General features: G+C 68.9%; 19 protein-coding genes and 2 pseudogenes. 11 read left to right on the top strand and 10 right to left on the bottom strand.

What is annotated here, in order from left to right; all coding sequences use genetic code 11:
• The 5 genes and pseudogenes from ACZ5NH_RS36620 to ACZ5NH_RS36640 form a co-directional block, all read right to left on the bottom strand.
• Positions 1-88: pseudogene (locus ACZ5NH_RS36620) on the bottom strand (IS5/IS1182 family transposase); the annotation flags it as partial.
• 276 nt (positions 89-364) lie between these two features.
• Positions 365-1,897 (bottom strand): SpoIIE family protein phosphatase, encoded by a 1,533-nt coding sequence (locus ACZ5NH_RS36625; protein WP_468781508.1) that lies wholly within the window; start codon positions 1,895-1,897, stop codon positions 365-367.
• A gap of 210 nt (positions 1,898-2,107) precedes the next feature.
• Positions 2,108-3,010: an NmrA family NAD(P)-binding protein gene (locus tag ACZ5NH_RS36630; protein WP_468781510.1), complete on the bottom strand. Its 903-nt coding sequence runs from the start codon at positions 3,008-3,010 to the stop codon at positions 2,108-2,110.
• 196 nt (positions 3,011-3,206) lie between these two features.
• Positions 3,207-3,446 (bottom strand): TetR-like C-terminal domain-containing protein, encoded by a 240-nt coding sequence (locus ACZ5NH_RS36635; protein WP_468781658.1) that lies wholly within the window; start codon positions 3,444-3,446, stop codon positions 3,207-3,209.
• Between the two features lie 375 nt (positions 3,447-3,821).
• On the bottom strand, positions 3,822-5,411 hold the full coding sequence (locus tag ACZ5NH_RS36640) for an MFS transporter (RefSeq protein WP_468781660.1): 1,590 nt from the start codon (positions 5,409-5,411) through the stop codon (positions 3,822-3,824).
• Positions 5,412-5,652: 241 nt separating this feature from the next.
• Between ACZ5NH_RS36640 and ACZ5NH_RS36645 the strand changes: the two genes are divergently transcribed.
• The 3 genes and pseudogenes from ACZ5NH_RS36645 (at position 5,653) to ACZ5NH_RS36655 (ending at position 7,537) form a co-directional block, all read left to right on the top strand.
• Positions 5,653-6,237 carry a TetR/AcrR family transcriptional regulator gene (locus ACZ5NH_RS36645; RefSeq protein ID WP_468781512.1) on the top strand — a complete coding sequence of 195 codons (585 nt, stop codon included), beginning with the start codon at positions 5,653-5,655 and terminating at the stop codon, positions 6,235-6,237.
• Between the two features lie 83 nt (positions 6,238-6,320).
• Positions 6,321-6,629 (top strand): annotated as a pseudogene (locus tag ACZ5NH_RS36650) (glyoxalase/bleomycin resistance/dioxygenase family protein); the annotation flags it as partial.
• A 410-nt stretch (positions 6,630-7,039) separates the two neighbouring features.
• Positions 7,040-7,537 carry a DUF4265 domain-containing protein gene (locus tag ACZ5NH_RS36655; protein ID WP_468781514.1) on the top strand — a complete coding sequence of 166 codons (498 nt, stop codon included), beginning with the start codon at positions 7,040-7,042 and terminating at the stop codon, positions 7,535-7,537.
• Positions 7,538-7,766: 229 nt separating this feature from the next.
• Here the strand turns inward: ACZ5NH_RS36655 and ACZ5NH_RS36660 are convergent, their stop codons facing one another.
• Complete coding sequence (locus tag ACZ5NH_RS36660) at positions 7,767-8,081, bottom strand: STAS domain-containing protein (RefSeq protein WP_468781516.1); 315 nt, start codon at positions 8,079-8,081, stop codon at positions 7,767-7,769.
• Between the two features lie 364 nt (positions 8,082-8,445).
• Between ACZ5NH_RS36660 and ACZ5NH_RS36665 the strand changes: the two genes are divergently transcribed.
• Complete coding sequence (locus ACZ5NH_RS36665) at positions 8,446-9,672, top strand: PP2C family protein-serine/threonine phosphatase (protein ID WP_468781518.1); 1,227 nt, start codon at positions 8,446-8,448, stop codon at positions 9,670-9,672.
• Between the two features lie 954 nt (positions 9,673-10,626).
• On the opposite strand, the gene ACZ5NH_RS36670 is transcribed toward ACZ5NH_RS36665, so the two are convergent.
• From ACZ5NH_RS36670 to ACZ5NH_RS36680, 3 genes are all read right to left on the bottom strand, one after another.
• The gene (locus ACZ5NH_RS36670; RefSeq protein ID WP_468781520.1) at positions 10,627-11,418 is read right to left on the bottom strand and encodes a DUF6445 family protein; all 792 of its coding nucleotides are present in this window, start codon (positions 11,416-11,418) and stop codon (positions 10,627-10,629) included.
• Positions 11,419-11,521: 103 nt separating this feature from the next.
• Positions 11,522-11,773: a hypothetical protein gene (locus ACZ5NH_RS36675; RefSeq protein WP_468781522.1), complete on the bottom strand. Its 252-nt coding sequence runs from the start codon at positions 11,771-11,773 to the stop codon at positions 11,522-11,524.
• Between the two features lie 139 nt (positions 11,774-11,912).
• Positions 11,913-12,320 (bottom strand): helix-turn-helix domain-containing protein, encoded by a 408-nt coding sequence (locus ACZ5NH_RS36680; protein WP_468781524.1) that lies wholly within the window; start codon positions 12,318-12,320, stop codon positions 11,913-11,915.
• Between the two features lie 234 nt (positions 12,321-12,554).
• Between ACZ5NH_RS36680 and ACZ5NH_RS36685 the strand changes: the two genes are divergently transcribed.
• From ACZ5NH_RS36685 to ACZ5NH_RS36710, 6 genes are all read left to right on the top strand, one after another.
• On the top strand, positions 12,555-12,770 hold the full coding sequence (locus ACZ5NH_RS36685; protein WP_388631947.1) for a hypothetical protein: 216 nt from the start codon (positions 12,555-12,557) through the stop codon (positions 12,768-12,770).
• A gap of 43 nt (positions 12,771-12,813) precedes the next feature.
• Positions 12,814-13,032 (top strand): hypothetical protein, encoded by a 219-nt coding sequence (locus ACZ5NH_RS36690; RefSeq protein ID WP_388631945.1) that lies wholly within the window; start codon positions 12,814-12,816, stop codon positions 13,030-13,032.
• A gap of 136 nt (positions 13,033-13,168) precedes the next feature.
• Positions 13,169-15,091, top strand: coding sequence for a zinc metalloprotease (locus ACZ5NH_RS36695; RefSeq protein ID WP_468781526.1), 1,923 nt, complete (start codon positions 13,169-13,171; stop codon positions 15,089-15,091).
• A 58-nt stretch (positions 15,092-15,149) separates the two neighbouring features.
• A complete protein-coding gene (locus ACZ5NH_RS36700) occupies positions 15,150-15,824 on the top strand; it encodes a hypothetical protein (RefSeq protein WP_450984036.1) in 675 nt (224 codons plus the stop codon).
• A gap of 145 nt (positions 15,825-15,969) precedes the next feature.
• Complete coding sequence (locus ACZ5NH_RS36705; RefSeq protein ID WP_468781528.1) at positions 15,970-17,196, top strand: 4-hydroxybenzoate 3-monooxygenase; 1,227 nt, start codon at positions 15,970-15,972, stop codon at positions 17,194-17,196.
• Between the two features lie 186 nt (positions 17,197-17,382).
• Entirely contained in the window at positions 17,383-18,237 is an 855-nt protein-coding gene (locus ACZ5NH_RS36710; protein WP_388631934.1) for a Bax inhibitor-1/YccA family protein, read from the top strand.
• A 66-nt stretch (positions 18,238-18,303) separates the two neighbouring features.
• Here the strand turns inward: ACZ5NH_RS36710 and ACZ5NH_RS36715 are convergent, their stop codons facing one another.
• Positions 18,304-18,534, bottom strand: coding sequence for a DUF4287 domain-containing protein (locus ACZ5NH_RS36715; RefSeq protein WP_020940491.1), 231 nt, complete (start codon positions 18,532-18,534; stop codon positions 18,304-18,306).
• 99 nt (positions 18,535-18,633) lie between these two features.
• On the opposite strand from ACZ5NH_RS36715, the gene ACZ5NH_RS36720 reads away from it, so the two are divergent.
• On the top strand, positions 18,634-18,945 hold the full coding sequence (locus ACZ5NH_RS36720; RefSeq protein WP_388631932.1) for a hypothetical protein: 312 nt from the start codon (positions 18,634-18,636) through the stop codon (positions 18,943-18,945).
• Positions 18,946-18,950 lie beyond the last annotated feature (5 nt).

Consider the following 18,950-nt stretch of genomic DNA (forward strand, 5'->3'; position numbering starts at 1 on the left):
GGCCGCCGCCCTGCGGCCGCGATGGAGCGGGTGGGACCACCCGCTGGAACAGCTCCCACAACCCGTCCGGCACCATGCGTTCGACCATCACCACACGGTGCAGATTACCCAACACTCCAAATGAGACGGCGTCTAAGACTCCGCCGCCCGCTGAGGCCCCGTCCGGGGCGTGTTCACGGATTCGTATAGCAGGGCATAGCGGGTCAGTTGGGGTCGTAACGCGACGACGACTGGCCCCTCTCCGGTGTCGACATCATCATCCGAACAGAGGCGGGCACGGTGTTGAGGGGCCAACTGCTCGGCCTGGGGTGGGCCGCTCGGCTGACCGGAGGTAGCATCCCGGCGCTGCTCGATGGAGATAGTGCTACGGCCGCTCAGGAGTTGCTTCGGTGATGAGTGCTTGTTCGGCCCAGATGGTCTTGCCTTGGTTGGTGTAGCGCACACCCCAGCGCTGCGCGCAGTCGGCCACGAGGAACAAGCCGCGTCCTCCTTCGTCGGTGGCACTCGCCCGGCGGATGTGCGGAGAGGTGCTGGTGCCGTCGGACACCTCGCAGATCAGGATCCGGTCGTAGATCAGCCGCAGCTGCATCGGCTCACGGCCGTAGCGGATGGCGTTGGTGACGAGTTCGCTTGCAATCAGCTCCGTGGTGAAGTCAAGGTTCCCCAGGTCCCACTGACCGAGCTGTTGTAGAACAAGGGAGCGGATGCCGGCGACGGCGGCTGGGTCCCTTGGCAGCTCCCAGGTAACCACTCGGTCGCCGCTGAGCGCGCGTGTCCGAACGACCAGGAGCGCCAGATCGTCCTCAGCCGCCAGGAGAGGCGTCATGGTGTCGACGGTGACCCGCCAGGCGTCATTGATCGACGGGCCGCTTTGACGCATGGCTCTGCCGAGTAGCCCAGCTACGGCATCGTCCGTGCCGCATGCCCGCACCAGACCGCCGGTGTAGAAGAGGAGGGTGCTGCCTTCGGCGAGCTCAAGGTCGAGCGACTCGAAGACAGGCTCGCCCATGCCCAGGGGCCTGTTGCTGGGGAGCTCGGGGACGTGGACAGATCCGTCCGGATCGGCGACCGCGGGCGGGGGGTGTCCAGCGCTCGCCATGACGCACCGGTGCGCGATGGGGTCATACACCGCGTAGAGGTACGTCGCGCCGACCAATCGTTCCACGAACGGCAGAGACCACTTGTTGCCCTGGCCTGCGGTAAAGCGCGACACGATGTCGTCCAGCCGAGCAAGCACTTCCTCAGGTGCGAGATCCAGCTCCGCCAGGGCGCGGACGGCGGCGCCGATCAGTCCGATGCACACGGTGGCCTGCATGCCAGAGGCTGGGACATCGGAGACCACAAGAGCGACACGCGCACTGGACAGCGGGATTACATCAGCCCAGGCGCCATTCACACCCGTGCCGCCACGCGCGGGTACGTACGAGCGAGTGATCCAAGCCGCGCTGTGGTCAGGTGCATCAGCGGGCTCCATGCGGCTTCTCAGGGCACCCGCTGCGATGCGCTCGCGGTGGTGAAGCCAGTCTTGGACCGCCGTCGGCAGCGAAACGGCAGTCACCAGGATCACCGTCCCCTCGCTGCCGGGTACGACCGATGTCACGGGATAGGCCGCGAGTGTGACGGGCACAGGATGGCCCTGCCGATGCGTGAGGACGGCAGTAGGCCCGGGGGTGCCGGCCTCAAGGGCTGACGAAAGCTGCTGGGGAGCGTCCCAGGGGATCACTGGCCAAAGCTCAGCAACCGGCCGGCCTACGACCTCAGCCGTCTCGTAGCCCAACAGACGTTCGGCCGTCGGACTCCACGCGGACACCACTCCTCGGGCGTCCACCACGAACGCAGCCGGGCCGCCGGAGGGGCCCGAGGTACGGACGGAGGATGCCCCCTGCAGGGTGCCCATCTGACCGACCTCGTTGTGCGAGGGAACTCGTACACAATGACGATACGCCGTCGCCGGGTCCGGCACCTTTCCGCCAGCTCCGGCGCCTTTGCACCGGTTCTGTCTGGCGCCACTGAGACAGCGAATCCGAGCGAGGTCGGTGGAGTCCCCATGGGCGAGGCACGTCAGCGAGCGCTGCACATCGCGCTCTCCCCCGCTATCGGACGCGGCTCAGCCCAGGTAGAAGTCCCTGCGGGCGGCCACGAACGCCTCGATCGACTGGGCGGGGATGCCCGTCACTCGCTCGACGCCGTCGACGGTGCGGTCGTAACGGTTGTCCCGGTGCAGCTGGGCCATGGTGGCGACGTGCTGTTCGAGGTGCGGCGGCATTCCCAGCTTTGGGAGCTGGGCCTCCCACCTTTCCGGAGGTACGTCCACGTAGGACACCGGACGGCCCAGCGCCCGAGAGAATTCCGCGGCCAGCTCCGTCATGTCGACCGAGCGCGGCCCGGTCAACTCGTAGACCTGCCCGATGTGCGGAGCCGGGTCGCGGAGCACGGTGGCGATGACCCTGGCGACGTCGTCCACGGCGACCGGCGAGGTGCGTCCGGTGCCGAACGGCAGCGCGATCGTGCCATTCTCCTGAATCGACCGTGCCGCCATCGTGGTGAACAGCGGAGTGTCCAGGAACGCCGTCGGCCGGATGTGCACCACCGGCAGACCCGACCAGTTGAAGACTTGCTCCGCCAGCCAGTGCAGCCGCTGCTGGTGCGATTCTTCGGTGCTGGTGGCGGTCATCTGCGACACCGTCATCTGCGACAGGTCGACTAGGGCCTCCAGCTTCGCGTACTCCCTGGCAACGGAGGCCACCACGGTCGCCGCCAGCAGGTGGTCCGGCGACACGCGCATCGCGAAGTACATCCGCGCCACGCCTTGCAGCGCGGCCGCTACCGTCTCGGGCCGCGTCAGGTCACCGATGACGACCTCCGCGCCGAGCGCCCGCAGCTCAGCCGCACGCTCGTCCTCGCGACGGACCATGAAACGCACCGGCACATCCTGAGCACGCAAGTGCTCGAAGACCGTACGGCCCACGCCGCCGGCACCAGGGATAAGAACAAGGTTGCTGGCAATCATCAGTCGATCTCCTTCGGAGTAATGGAATATCTGAGTTGAGGTGTGATCAGATCGTCGGTGGAGCTGTCAGCAAGGCGTTGGCCCCGGCGATGTCTCCGCTGATCCGGGTGGCGATTTCACAGGGGCCTCCAGTGCTGTCGGTGGTTGTGTGATTGGCGGGCGGAGGAGGTCAGCGGCACCGAAGTCGGCACAGGCCTCACCCGCGCGGGCGCACTCCTTCGAGCACCGTGTCGACCATCCGCTCGGACAGCCCCTCTTCCAGCGAGGAACCCGGCCGCAGCGTCGCGCGCGAGAGCATCGACCCCACGATCAGACCGCCGAGCAGCTCCAGATCGACGTCGCCGCGGATCTCCCCGATGTCGATGCCGCGCTGCAGCACCTCGAGGACCTGGGTCCGGCGGACCAGGATGACGGTGTCGCGGTAGAGCTGCCGCAGCTCGGGCGCATAGGAACTGCAGCATCACGTTGCGCAGCACGGCGGAGTCCCGCTTGGCCAGCCCGCATCGCCGGACGAACTCGACGAGCAGGGCCAGTTCATCCCACACTCTGCGGCCCGGCAGCTCCGGCGTAGGCTCGTCCAGAGTCCTCAAGACATCCATGAGCAGGGCGCCTTTGCCGGGCCACCGCCGGTAGATGGTGGCCTTGCCGACGCCGGCGCTGCGGGCGACGCCCTCCATGGTGAGCTCGCCTATCGTGGCGCCCTCCTCGAGCAGCCGCAGCACGCTCTCGATGATGGCGGTGTCGGCGGCGGCACTGCGGGGGCGTCCCCGGCAGGCGGTCGCCTCCGGTGTCTCGCGGGGATGATTCGTGATCACCCTTGGGCCCCTACGGTCTGGCGTTCGGGCTTATCACCGCTGGCAGCCACGGCGGCGTCCTTGCGCGGCAGGAAGAGCAGCACGACGACCGCGCCGACCAGGGCGACGGCAGCCGACCCTATCGCTGTGATGTGCATGGCATGGATGAAGGCGTCGTGCGCGGGCTGCACCAACGCCTTGCCGGTCGGTCCCAGCTTCTCGGCGACGGCCAGGGTTGCCTCAACGGATTCACCTGCGGCGTGCCGGTCGGAGGCGGGCAGTACGCCCAGGTGGCCGTCTATGCCGCTGCGGTAGGTGGTGGACAGCAACGCCCCCAGCATGGCGACCCCCAAGGCCCCGCCGACCTGCCGGAAGGTGTTGTTGATCGCGGATCCGGAGCCGGCCTTCTCCCGCGGCAGCGACGACATGATCATGACGGTGACGGGCGGCATCACATGCGCCATCCCCGTACCCATCAGGAAGAACAGCACCTCCAGCACCCAGATGGGGGTGTCCTGGCCGAGCAGCAGGAAGCCTGCGAAGGCCACCGCGGTCACGACGAGGCCGCCGGCGCACACGGCTCGGGCACCGAAGCGGTCGACGACCAGCCGGGCCCGCGGGGCGAAGAACATCTGGGAGGCGGCCAGCGGCAGCACGAGCAGACCGGACTGCAGGACGCTGTAGCCCCGAACGCTCTGGTTGTAGAAGACGCTGAAGAACGTGACGCCCATGAGGGCGAAGAAGACCAGACCGATGGCGGCGACGGACGCGGAGAACCGCCGGTTGCGGAACCAGGTGACGTCGAGGGCCGGATGGTCGCTGCTGCGCTGATAGGCGACGAAGACCCCTAGGACCGCCAGGCCGGCCACGATCGGGCCCCAGGACTGGGCCACAGTGAAGTCGCCCTCCTGGCCGCCCTTGATGATGCCGTAGATCAGCGAGACCAGGCCAACGATCGAGAGCACGACGCCGACCGGGTCGAGCTTGCCGGGCTTGGGGTTCTTCGAGTCGGGGACGATCGCCACCATCGCGCTCACCGCGGCTACCACGATGGGCACGTTGACCAGGAAGACCGAGCCCCACCAAAAGTGCTGCAGCAGGATGCCGCCGGCGATGGGGCCGAGGGCGATAGCGAAACCGACCACACTGGTCCAGATGCCGATGGCCTTGGGCTGCTCCTCGCGCTCGAAGACGTTCATGATGATCGCGAGGGTGGCGGGCAGGATGAAGGCGCCGCCGAAGCCCATCACAGCGCGGAAGGCGATGAGCTGCCCGGAGGAGTCCGACATCGCGGACAGCGCCGATCCCGCGCCGAACACCAGCATGCCGAAGAGCAGCACCTTCTTGCGGCCGAGCCGGTCACCGAGCAGACCCGCGGTGAAGAGCAGTCCGGCGAAGACCAGCGTGTAGGAGTTGATCGCCCACTCCAGCTGGCTCTGGGTGGAGCCGAGTCCGGTCGGAGCGGGTTGGGCGATGGTCTTCGTCGCCACGTTGAGGATCGAGTTGTCCAGCATCACCACCAGGAGGCTGGAACAGAGCACGGTCAGGATGGCCCAGCGCCGGCGGTGGACCGCCTCGGAAACGCTTCGTCGCTGGGCAGGCGGCACGGGTGGCGTGGGCCCCGCGGGCGTCGAGGAGTCGGTGGGGGTGGGTGGTGATGGCACAGGGGTCTCCAGTGCTGTCGGTGGTTCTGCGATTGCGGGGCGGAGGCCGTCGGCCTGTGGGAAGCAGCGCAAGGGCTTGCTTGACCTGCCGGGTGATCTCAGCGACCTCAAATAGATGTCGTCATCAATCTAAACGGAGGCTAGGATAGATGGCAAGCGACATCCAACTGAGGAGAGTGATTCCATGGGCCGCGTGTCTCGGGCGCAAGCACAGGAGAACCGGCAGCGCGTCGTAGCCACCGCCTCCCGGATGTTCCGCGAGAAAGGCACCGCGGTCAGCATCGCCGACCTGATGAAGGTCGCCGGGCTCACCCACGGCGGGTTCCACAAGCAGTTCGCCTCCAAGGAGGACCTGGTCGACGAGGCCATCGCCCACGCCTTCGCCGAGCAGGCCGCACACTCGGCGGTGGCGCTCGAGGAGCACGAGGCCGCCCGCCGGACGCTGATCGAGGACTACCTCTCGGTCTGGCACCGCGATCACGCCGGGGACGGCTGCCCCGTCTCCGGATTCGCCGCTGACCTGGGGCGCGAGCCCGACCAGGCCGCCCGCGCCCGCCACGTCTACATCAACGGGGTACGGAACCGCGCCGCTCGGCTGGCCACCGGCGACGACGACGGCATGGCCCAACTCTGCACTATGGTCGGTGCCCTCGTCCTCGCCCGCGCCACCCGGGGCAACCCGCTCTCCGAAGAACTGCTGCAGGCCGCGCGCAAGGCTCTCACCGCGAGCGGCACCGAGCAGTCCGAATCGCAGCAGCGCACGGACTGACCGGGGGCCGGCCGACGGCGTCGGCCGCCGCCCGGGCCCGGCTGCACCGCCGACCGGGGCCCGCAGGTCGGCTCCAGGCGGGGCCCGGGCAGGAGACCCGCCTTGACCACCTCGGCGTGGAGGTCGAGTCCACCGAGCAGGTCAACGCAGCCACCGACCGGTTGAAGAGCGCCGGACTGGCCACCTTCGAGGAGAACGACACCTCCTGCTGCTACGCCCTCTAGGACAAGGCTGGGTGCACGGACCCGGCCAGGAGCCCTGGGAGGTCTACCTCGTGAAGGCCGACGCCGACACCCTCGGCAAGAGCGCCGCCCCTGACGTCACCGGCGACTGCTGCTGCAAGCCAGGCCACTGAGGCGACAGCGGCGGCAACGGGCTGTAGCTGCGGCTGACCAGCAGCTCTCCACGAATGCGGCGGTGGTTGCTGTGCAGCAGCGAAGTACAGCACCACCACGACCGCTGCTAACTAGCAATGGCTCTCCATAGCCCCATGATCAGCCTCCTGGACCGCAATAACCGCGTGGCCGATAGTTCGCATCGAGGGGGCCCAGCAACGGGAACCACTAGCGGCCCCGGGGGTATCCCTGGGGCCGCCTGTGGGCCGTCCGGGGGCGGCCGACGACGACAGATGACGACAGCCGAGGACAACCCTTCCCCTGGTGAGCAATGGTGGCTTGGGTGTAGGCGCAAGCGCCCATCAGCAAAGCAGTGTTGAGGAACGTCCGGTAGTGGCGGACCGGACAGATGCTCTGCGATGGGGGCTGAACTCTCCGACTCGGACAGCCTCTGCGAGCATGCTGGAATGAGCATCGAGAGCCCAGCGGACTCCAACCGTTGCCATGTGGCACTCCAGGCTGGCATTGCCAGTTCCGGCAGGCCAGTGTTCGAGACGCTTCCTGCCCGGGCGGTCGGTCCTGGCAGCTATGAACTGTTGGGTAGCCCTGGCATGGTCGAGGGCTGCGCGGCGGGGGACCTGCTGAAGATCAATGCTGATGGCCTGTTCCAGGTCGAGCGGCGAGGCCCGAACCTCTGCATCCAAGCATTCGGCGAGCCTCCCTTTGCTGCTGAGTCGCTGGAGTCCCTGATCGGGGCCTTCCTCTCCCTGGGCGGACTGGTGGAGGCGCCTGCCGACCGGCGGTTCATCGTGGTGACGGTGCCGGCCGCTGCCGGATTCCCCGCGGTCGAGGCCGTGATGGAAACGTGGGCAGCAGGCGTGAGCGTGCTGGTCGAGTGGGGCTTCAGTAATGTGTTCGGACCGGACGGAGAGCCGCTGAACTGGTGGCAAGAGTCTGAGGCGTGACCGGCGTGCCCTATGCGTGCCCGTTCGGTCGGGCAACAATGGGGAACAGCGGGAATATCAGCGGGCACCCCACAAACGCGCAGGTCACCGTCTCGCCAGGTGAGCTCCCACGCGCGTACGCGATCTTCCAAACTAGTGCTCCAGGACCCGAGCAGCGGCACTTGACTGGGTCATTGAAACTCCCGGCCAAAGTCGCTACGCCGCCCGCTCTGTAACGTACGCACGCCGGCTACGACGGCATCGCGCAGAGTGTCGTGCACCTCAAGGTCGTGAGTGGGGCGCGTCGTGCGCAGTACTTTGCGCACGATCCCCTGCGGGACCACCAGACCCCGTGCCGGGCGGCTGCATGGTGTACGCCAATGAGCACGCCCAGCCCGAGCGCGTCGCAGAAGGTCACGTCGCCGAGGTCGATGATCACCCGAGGCGGCCCACCGTGGTTGACCACAAGCTCTGCCAGGTGTGCGCGCAGTCTCGACGCGGTCAGGATGTCGATCTCGCCTGCCAGGCTGGCAACCGTCCAGCCGTCGAGGCGGTCCAGGGACATTCTCAGCTCCGCAGCTTCCTCCCCCGTCGGTCATCACCGCCCATGGCGCACCTCCAATCGCGCCCTTACCGGCAGCCTCATCCGACCGGCAAGCTGGCAACAGGGGCGACCGGTCCCGGATCAGATGCCGTCCGTCTCTCCGCGCAATGGGCCAGTCGGCCCATCTCTGCCGCACTCTTCTACCGGGGCTCACCGTTGAACGGCCCGGTCAGACTCTGCACCAGGCCCGGAACCAGGGGCTTGGCATCGGCTTGGGCCGACATGCCACGCATGGCGTAATAAGCCGCTCGGGCGAGCTTCCCAGGTCACGTTGTGCACAGGTGGTGACCGAGGTGAGGGCAGGCAGGAGATGGTTAACCGGGCCATGGGCGAGGAGATCCCGGAGGACCGCTCGGAGGGTTTCGGCGAGCGGCTGCTCGGCGTACTGCTGGACAGAGCGCCGCATTTGCCGCCGCAGCTGATCGCCCCGCTGATCGCGGAGGAGGTGGCCAGGATCGGGGGCCGTGACGTCTCCATCCTGCTCCAGGACTACGCGCAGGAGCTGCTGGTGCCGCTACCGGGCAGAAACCTGCACGTCAGCCAGCCCCAGCCGGTAATGGACTCCCCCGCCGGCCGGGCCTTCTTGCGCGGGCAGGTCGTCGAGGTGCCACAGGCCCACAGCGTCCGGATGTACCTCCCGCTGCTGGACGGCAGCGACCAGGTGGGCGTGATGGCCCTCACCATGGATGCCGTCGGCGACGACGACCGGCGCCTGCTGCGCAGGCTCGCCGGCCTGGTCGCCGACCTGCTGGTCACCAAGAACGCCTACACCGACCAGTTCTTCCAGGCCCGGCGCCGGGAGCCGATGAACGTGGCCGCCGAGATCCAGTGGAGCCTGCTGCCGCCACTGTCGATGTCCGTGCCGCAGTTCGAGGTGGCCGGCATCCTGGAGCCCGCCTACCGCGTGGCCGGCGACAGCTTCGACTACGCCCTCAACGACGACATCCTGCATGCCGCCCTGATCGACGCGATGGGACACGGCCTGGACGCCGCCACGATGGCAACCGTGGCCATCGGCGCCTACCGACACGCCCGGCGCGTGTTCATCGACCTGGCCGAGAAGTACGCGTTCATGGACGATGCCATCTCCCGGCAGTTCGGCCCCGACCACTTCGTCACGGCGCAGCTGATGCACCTCAACATCGCCACCGGTGAGATGAAGCTGGTCAACGCGGGCCACCCCGCCCCACTGCTGATCCGCGACGGCCGGGTGGTACAGCAACTGGAGAGCGCGACGACACTGCCCGTCGGCTTCGGCGGAGAGGTACCCCGGATCAGAGAGCACACCCTCCAGCGAGGCGACCGCGTGCTGTACTACACCGACGGCATCATCGAAGAGCACGTCTCTGGCGGGGAGCTCTTCGGCGAAGAACGCCTCACCCGCTGCGTCAACCGCCTGGGAGAGGAGCCGTCCGAGGGAGTACGGGCGGATCTGCGACGGCTCTCCCACATGCTGAAGAAGGAACGAGACGGGCACACCAGCGACGACGCCACCCTTTTCATGATCGAGTGGCGCGGAGGCGCCGCCGACCACCTCGCAGCCCTTGACTGAACACCCCGACGCCAACCAAGCCCACACCAGACAGCGCCGCCCCTTGGACGCCGCCCCCTGCGCGCCGACGATGCCAGGCGGCAAGGCGCCCCAGCCTCTCTCCTAATGCGGTGCTCACGCACGAGCACCCTCCCGGGCCGTCCTCGGGCCGCGGAAGGGCGCTGAGCGGTAACCAACGCCGTCAGGTGTCGACAGCTCGGCAGCAGGTCAGGGCGTTGATCGATTCGGCGGCCGCAGGTAACAGCCGCCTGTGATCAGTTGTGGCTGTTCTGAGGAAGTGACACCGATGCACCCGTCTTGGCCTGATTGATCGCTTGTGCGCCCTTCGTGTACCTGCCACACAGTTGAAAGGCGGGGTGATTGGACGGAGGGGGATGCTGCATGTCCGTGTGGGGTGGGGATCCGGTAGAGCCGTCGGCTTGGTCGATCGAGCGGTTCGGGCAGCAGGCCGGCGAGGGCGTGGCAGCCGAGTTGCCCGGTGGGGAGAGCCAACCGCTGTGGCGCCTGCGCTTCACCGGCGTGCTGCACACCTGGGGCGTTCCAGGCGGCTATGCCCAACGGGAAAGATGTCATCACGTGGAACCGTGGCGAGCACGGTGAGTGATCGGCGCGCGGCCTGCGTGAGGCGGCCAAGCCTGTCCCGGTGGTTGCAGCACCGGTGGCAGTTCACCGCCGTACGTGGCCATCCGAATTCGAACATCCCGGAGAGGGCTCCCTGCGGCGAACGCCAATGAATCGAACAAGGTTGGCATCCAGGAGGCTTAAACCTCGCTGCCCCTTCGCGGGCGTGCCGGTTCAAGTCCGGCTCCGGGCACCACCTCGTCTGCATCGCAGGGCGCGGGCCACCCTCGGGAGTGCTCCGACAGTGGCCCGCTGACGTGGCGCGGCCGTATCGCTCGGTGACGCAGAGAGCGGCGTCTTCTTCGAGCGCACCCTGGCCGGTACCCGGCCCGCTCAGACGTCGATGTCGAAGAAGAAGAGCTGCACCAGACGGTGGGTGCCGTGTTCGCCGGCGAAGTGCTCGTAGGAGGTGGCCGAGTGGAAGAGCTTCGCGTCCCAGATCACCAGCCGGTTGTACTGGCCGGAGATCGACTCGACCAGCTCCCAGTTGTCCTCGTGCACGAAGTTGTACGAGTCGTAGACCGTGGAGCGCGCGGCTTCCACGGCCTCCGGGCTGCCCAGGCGTGCCCGCTCCTTCGGATGGCTGGGCGCGCGCCGGCAGCCGTGGGTCCGGTCGCGCCAGAAGCTGGTGCCGGCATGGGCGGGCGGGTTCGGGTTCAGGTAGATCGCGGCGGCGTAGCTCTGCGTATCGTGGTGCCAGACCAGCGGATCGTCGTGCGCGGTCTGCTGGAAGACACCGTTGGCGTTGTGGCCGAGCCACTCGGTGACCGGGGTGCCGAGCAGCCGTGAGAACTCCTCGCGCAGGCCGGGCCAGAGGTACTGGTGGTCGCTGCGCAGCCCTTTGAAGTGCTCCGGATCGGCGTGGTAGCCCGCGCTCAGCGCGATCTCGCGCACCTCGTCCGGGTCGTCGAGGAAGTCGTCCACGGAGAGCAGATGCGGCACGCTCGGGGTGAACAGCCGCTTGGCGGCCGGTCGGCGTCGCGCGTTCTCGAGGGAGCGGCGGGGGACCACGATCGGCAGTCGCGCGTGACCGCTGGAGATCAGGTAGCCGCTGTCACCACGGTCTTCCAGCACCACGGCGGTTTCACCGCCGAAATTGACCTGCTCCCCCGGGTGGAATGGCATGGACAGACTTCTTTCGCCGCGTGCTGACTGACGCCCGGAGAATACCAACCAAAACCTGGCAATTGGGCAATTCCGACACGAAGTTGCCGGACCTCGCAGCTCCTCACCCCTCGTACACGGTCAGGACCGCACCGTCCACCTCGATGCGCCGGCCCGCCCGGAGCCCGTCCGTGCGCAGGGTGCGCAGGCAGACGTGGAACAGCTCCAGCTCGTCCGCGTCCAGGATCGCGGCGGCCAGATCCAGCAGTTCGGTCACCGCGTCCTCGGTGAGCACCTCCGGCAGTTCGCCGGAGAGCAGGACGACCGATTCACCGGCGGGACCCCGGACCACCGCGGTGGCCGGCCCGCCATGCACGAACAACACGTTCCCCCCAAAGGACCCGCGTAGCACGGCTCTCGCTTCCCGGGCAGGACGAGAGACTAGCGGGGGATGTGGGGCTGTTCGGGCGAAGTTGCATGATTTTTCCGGCGCGCCCCGGAAGTGGGCACTCCGGTCACTTCTCCGGCGTCGACGGCGCGGAGCGCCCCAGCAGGGACTCGACCAGGGCGGCGACATGCCGGCGGTCCTCGGCCGACAGCTGCTGCACGCTGGCGATGAGCAGTTCCACCTCGGGGTCGGTCGCGCGAGCGGCCGTACTGTCGGCGTCCACGGCGGCCGGGCCGCCGTAGACGTGGATGCCGCAGGCCTCGGCGGCCGCCCGGCGCACGGTGTCCAGTGGCAGCTGAAGGCCCTTGGCCAGGCCCTCCAGGGTGGTGGCCTGGGGCATGCGGACGACCCGGTCGGCTGTGGCCAGGTGGTGGACGGTGGAGCGGGGTACAGCGCCGCGCCGCGCCACGTCGCCGTAGGACCAGCCCTTGGCATCGAGACGCTCACGGATCAACCGCTGCAGTGCGTTGGCCACTGAAGTCCACTTCCTGCTCGCCGCTCTACCTGACCGTGCCTGTCGGCGCCGATTCTACGGTCGGGTAGCGGGACCGCCGAAAGGGTGATTCACCGGATCGGGGTTGCGGAGCGGTGCCGCGAGCCTCTAGTGTCCAATCTCGTTGGACAGTCCGTCCGACCAAGTTGGACAGAGTGCGGGGGGAACCTGACTCTCTCCGACCGGAACCGCCTGTTTCCCAAGGGGGAATCGACCATGTTGAACGCCCATGAGCTCGACGCCGAGTCCGCGGAGCTGCTGCCGGGCCGCGAGGCCCTCGGCCGCCTGAAGTTCTGCTTCGGCCGCACGGTGAACGTGACCAAGCACATCGCGAACATCAACGCCCACAACGAGTCCGCCGCCCTGAACGACCACTCCTCGTGGTCCGTGGCCGACTCCGGCGCCGGTCAGACCATCAGCGTCAGCCAGTAGCCCGCGCGCACCCGACCCGACCACCACGAAAGGAACCACCACCATGAGCATGGACATGCGCGAGCTGGACGGCGAGTCCGCGGAGCTGCTGCCGGGCCGTGAGGCCCTGGGCCGGCTGAAGTTCAGCTTCGGCCGGACGGTGAACGTGACCAAGCACGTCGCGAACATCAACGCCCACAACGAGTCGGCGGCCATGAACGACCACTCCTCGTGGTCGGACGCCGAGTCGTCGGCCCAGCAGACGATCACCGTCACGCAGTAACGGCACCACGGCCGTGGGGACGGACCGCACCCGCCCGAAGGGGCGCGCCGAGCGCCCCGGAGGGCACCAGGCACAGGGCGTGCGGGTGGTCCGTCCCCGCGGACTTTTCCGGGGGGAACGTGGGGGGAGACCACAGATGACGGTGCTCGACGACGGCACCAGCGCGCTGTACGACACCGGTCCGGTACCCGGGCCCGGCGGCTGGCCGGTGACGTACGAACAGGTGACGACCGGCAGCCTGCCGGCCGTCGGAACGCCGGTCCGGGCCGCCCCGCGGCTCAGCGCGGGACTGCGGCTGCACGGCGAGTACCAGGGTTCGGGCTTCACCGAACCGAAGTACATCGCCCGTCGGGGGGACGGGCAGGTCGTCCAGCTGTCGCGACTGCTGTACCTGGTGGCGTCGTCCGTCGACGGCGTCCGTGACGTCGAGACGATCGCCCACCGGGTCAGCGCCCGCTACGGCCGCGAGGTGAGCGGCGAGAACATCCGCTACCTGGTGGAGAACAAGCTCGAACCGCTCGGAGTGTGCGTGCCCGAGGGCCAGGAGGACGACGAGGTCGACGCCCCGCGCTCCGACCTGCTGCTCGCCCTCAAGGGCCACCGGGTGATCTTCGACGAACGCCGTACGGCGCGGATCGCGCGGGCCCTGGCCTGGCTGCACCGCCCGGCCGTGGTCGCCGCCGTGCTGCTCACGGCGCTCGCGATGGACGTCTGGCTGTTCGGCTTCTTCGGGGCGATCGAACCGGTGCTGGAGGTCATGGACCAGCCGGTGCTGATCCTCATCGTCTTCGTCCTCACCGTGGCCTCGCTCGTCTTCCACGAGTTCGGCCACGCCTCCGCCTGCCGGTACGGCGGTGCCCGGCCCGGCTGCATCGGCTGCGGGCTGTTCCTCATCTGGCCGTCGATGTACACCGACGTCACCGACGTCTACCGGATCTCCCGGGCCGGCCGGCTCCGCACGGACCTCGGCGGGGTGTACTTCAACGTCGTCTTCATGCTGGCCATGGCCGGGGCCTACTTCGCCACCGGGGCGCAGTTCTTCCTGGCCGCCGTCTACCTCGGGCACTTCGAGATCCTGGAACAGCTGATGCCGGCCGTCCGCCTGGACGGCTACTACATCCTCGGCGACCTCGCCGGAGTTCCCGATCTCTACGGCAAGATCAGGCCGATCCTGTTCTCGCTCGTGCCGGGCGCGAAGGGCCGGGCGGCGCGTGCGGAGGTCGCCGGGCTGAAGAGGTCCGCGCGCGCCATCGTGGCCGGCTGGGTGCTGACGATGGTGCCGTTGATCATCGGCGAGATGGGCTACGCGCTGTGGAACCTGCCCCGGATCCTCACCACGATGGTCCGCTCGCTGACCGAGCAACTCCTCGGCACCGGCGAGGCGTTCGCACACGGACAGATCGTCGCCGGGCTCGTCGGGGTGATCGGCAGCGTGATGCTGCTGTGCCCGATGGCCGGCGTCGTCTATCTGTCGGTGAAGATCGGCGGCCGGCTCTTCCGGGCCGCGAAGCGCTCCACCGCCGGACGGCCCCGGCTGCGCCTCGCGCTGTGCGTGCTCGCCCTCGCCGGACTGACCGGGCTCTCCTACGCCTGGGTGTCCGGGGTGACCCCGAAGCCGCTCCCGAAGAAGCCCCCGATCGCACCGATCCTGCAGCCCGGGGTGCCGACCGAGGAGCCCTCGCCACGGGACGCCTCGACTCCGGGGCCCGGCGGGCGCGGCGGGTACGGCACCGGCGGCGCCTCCGTGTCGCCCTCGGCGGTGCCGGCAGCGTCCGCGTCGGCGTCGGGCGCCGGGTCGTCGCCGAACACCTCGATGAGCGCGTCCGCCTCCGCGCCGCAGTCCTCGGCGGCCGATCCGGCACCGGGCGCGCCGACCGGCTCGCAGTCCCATCAGCCGGAGACCTCCACCGGTGGCACCACCGCGAGCACGACCCCGCCCAGCAGCCCGGACCCCGGCCCCCCGACATCCCCGACCCCGTCGGAGAGCGTCCCCGCGTCACCGACCGCAAGCCCCACGCCCGCACCGTCCGGTGGCTCGCCCGCACCGGCGTCGTCCTGACGCCTCATCAGCCATGTCCGGCCCTCCCGGGCCGCCCGAACAACGTACGGAGACCCCAATGAGCAGCCATCGCAAGGCACGCTCCAGCAACCACCCCCTCGCCCGCCGCGCCCTGGGCCTCGGCCTGTTCGCGGCCGGAATCGCCGGTGCGGCCACCGCCGTACCGGCCCAGGCGGCGACCGGCGCCGCGCACGCGGCCTTCGCGTCCGACCACGTCTTCAGCCACGCCGACCGGGCCCATCACACGCGGGCCGAGGACTCCTTCACCATCCGTCAGTTCGGCACCGTCAACGCGGCGGGGGTGCGCAACCAGGCCAACGCGGTCTCCGCCGGCTGCTCGGCCGACGACCACTGCCGGTCGGTCGCGCTGTCCTTCCAGATCGTCACGATCGCCGGTGAGCACACGCACCTGAACGCCGTGAACCTCAGCGACGCGGCCAACAAGGAGTGCACCGGCTGCCAGACCCTCGCCGGTGCCTACCAGTTCGTCGTCTCCACGCCGGCACCGCTCACCCTCGACGACGGCGCCCGGCAGCAGCTCGCCGACATCCACCGCCGGCTGGACGCGCTGACCCACTCCACGCTGCCCGCGGCCGAGCTGAGGACCCGGGTCGACGGCCTGGCGGGCGAGGTGACCGCGGTCCTGCGCGACGCGGTCGCCCACGCGCCGAAGGCGGAGGCGCAGCCGACCGTCACCCTGCACCGCCACCTGGACGGCTGGCCGGGTCACTGAACCCTTGTCGACAGGGTCCCGCGCCCCTACAGGGGCGCGATGGGCCCATTGACATCGGTCGGCCCCCGGCGCAGACTCTGGGCGCAGTTGGTGAACAAAAGTTCACCACGCGAACGCCGTAGAGTCGACCCGAAGGGACGAATCGATGCGCACGACCGTCGGGATCATCGGAGCGGGACCGGCCGGACTGCTGCTCGCGCGGCTGCTGCACCGCGCCGGCATCGATTCGGTCGTCCTGGAGAGCCGCGACCGCGCCTACGTGGAACATCGGCAGCGCGCCGGAATCCTGGAGCAGGGCACGGTCGACGTGCTGCGCGCGGTCGGCGCCGGGGAGCGGATGGACCAGGAGGGCCTGCGGCACGACGGCATCGAACTGCGCTTCGACCGGCGCCGCCACCGCGTCGACCTCCCTGGCCTGACCGGCGGTCGGTCGGTGACGGTGTACGCCCAGACCGAGGTCTGCAAGGACCTGATCGCCCTTCAGCTGAAGGAGGGCGGGCCGCTGCTGTTCGAGGCGGAGGCGCTGGCGGTGGAGGGCGCGGACGGCGACCGGCCGCGCATCCGGTTCAGGTACCAGGGCCGCGAGGACGTGCTGGAGTGCGACTACGCCGTCGGCTGCGACGGCTTCTGGGGGGTGGCCCGGGCGGCCTTCCCGGCCGCCCTGTCCCACGTGTTCGAACGGACGTACCCCTACGCCTGGCTCGGCGTCCTCGCCGACGTCGCGCCCTCCCACGACGAACTCGTCTACGCCCGCCACGACCGCGGCTTCGCCCTCCTGTCCATGCGCCCGCCCGTCACCCGCCACCACCCTTCCAAGGAAGGCGCTTCGCTCCCTGTTGAATCCTTCGTCTCCCGCCTCTACCTCCAGGTACCCGCCGGCACGAACGCCGACGACTGGACCGACGACGAGATCTGGACGGAGCTGGAACGCCGATGCGAGACGGACGACGACTGGCGGCTGGAGCGCGGCCCCATCACCCAGAAGTCGGTCACGCCCATGCGCTCCTTCGTGCACGAGCCGATGCGCCACGGCCGGCTCTTCCTCGCCGGTGACTCCGCTCACATCGTCCCGCCGACCGGAGCCAAAGGGCTGAACCTCGCCGTCGGTGACGTCGTCACCCTCGCCCGCGCCCTCGTCCACGAGAAGGAGACCGGCTCGGCGGACCTCCTCGACGCCTACTCCGCGACCTGCCTGCACCGCGTCTGGCAGGCCGAACGGTTCTCCTACGACATGACGACGATGCTCCATCCGGCCCCGGACGCCACGCCCTTCGACGCCCGCCTCCAGCGGGCCCGGCTGGAGCGGATCGCCTCCTCCCGCGCGGCCGAGACCGACCTGGCCGAGGCGTACACCGGATTCCCGCTGGGTTAGCGGCACGTCTCGGCGAGGTAGCAGGTTCGTCATGGAACCCGATCACCCATGGCCGGGAATCACCGGTGCGCGTAGCGTGTTGGCGAGCACGGCAGGGGAAAGATCCTCCTCAGGTATCATGGTCGGTCCTTTGCCAATCCATTACTCTTGAGCCAAGGCTGCGCACGGCAGCCATGGAGGAGTGAAATGAGGAGCAGTAACCCGGTCTTCTCGCGACGGGGGTTCAGCCGCGACAACGGCTACGCCGGCTTCAACACCGCACCGCAGGCCGGGTATGCACAGGGCAACCCGTACGCGCAGAACCCCTACGCCCAGAACCCGTACGCGCAGCAGGGCGTCGGCGCCCCGCCGCAGGCCCCGGTCACCACCGACCGGATGACGATGGACGACGTCGTCGTCCGCTCGGCCATCACGCTCGGCACGGTCGCCGTCGGCGCCGTCCTCGCCTGGGCGCTGCTGCCGGTGACGGCGACCAGCTACGGCCTGGCGATCGGCTCCGCGATCGTCGCGTTCGTCCTGGCGATGGTCCAGAACTTCAAGCGGACCCCGTCGCCCGCGCTGATCCTCGGGTACGCCGCCTTCGAGGGCGTCTTCCTCGGCGTCATCAGCGAGATGTACAACAGCCGCTGGAGCGGCGCCCCCTTCCAGGCGGTGCTCGGCACCATGGCGGTCTCGGCCGCGACCCTGCTCGTCTACAAGGCCGGCTGGATCCGCGTCACCGCCCGCTACGCCCGCATCGGCATGGCCATCGCCATGGCGTTCCTGGTGGTCATGGCGGTCAACCTGCTGCTGGTCGTGTTCGGCGTCGCCGAGAACGGCGGCCTGCGCAGCTTCGGCCCGCTCGGTGCGCTCGTCAGCATCGTCGCCATCGTGCTCGGCGCGTTCTTCCTGACCCTCGACTTCAAGCAGATCGAGGACGGCATCGCCTACGGCGCCCCGCGCAACGAGTCCTGGCTCGCCGCGTTCGGTCTCACCGTGACCCTGGTGTGGATCTACCTGGAGATGCTGCGGCTGGTGGCGATCTTCACCAACAACGACTAGCGTCTGCGCGGTCATGAGGAGGGCCCCGGGTTCCGACCCGGGGCCCTTCGCCGTCCTGAGCGGCGGCTAGAGCAGCTTCCGTGCTGCCCTCCTCAGGTCGTACTCGTGGACGATCGCCTTCGCGTGGCCGTACGCGAGGTCGTACTCGTGCCGGAGCCAGCTGACCTTCTCCTCGAAGCGGAACAGGGCGGGGCCTTCTTCAACGGTGCGCAGCCAGTCGGAGACTTCGCGACCGGTGCAGTGGGGGATGCGGGCGAGCAGATTGCGGTGGGTCTCCTCCGAGAAGAGCTGGGACATCGGCGCCTCCGAACGCAAAGGGGATGTAAGCCGGTCCTTCACGTCACCGTGCCTGAGCGTTCGCGTATTGGCAACAGTGCGGCACGTTACGCTCGGCGCGTGGTTGATACGACGCCCTTGACCCGAGCAGTGGATCACTTCGCCGACAGGTTGCGCGCGGCGCCGCAGAGCAGGCTTCAGCGGGGTGCCGCGGCCGAGGCTCTCGAACTGGCCAGGGAGTTGGCCCGGCGCGCCCAGGCCGTCGAGGAGCCCGGGAGCGAGCCTCGCCAGATGCCGGACGCCGGGATGTTCGCCGCGGCCGATCAGATTCTGGTGGCCGCACACGACTTGGCGGTCGTGTTGCGGAGCGACGACGAAGTCGCCGAAGCGGTCCGGGTGGTCGAGGAGGCGCGTCAGCGGGCGGGGGTCTGAGCGCC

The organism is Streptomyces sp. NPDC031426 (assembly GCF_055581585.1).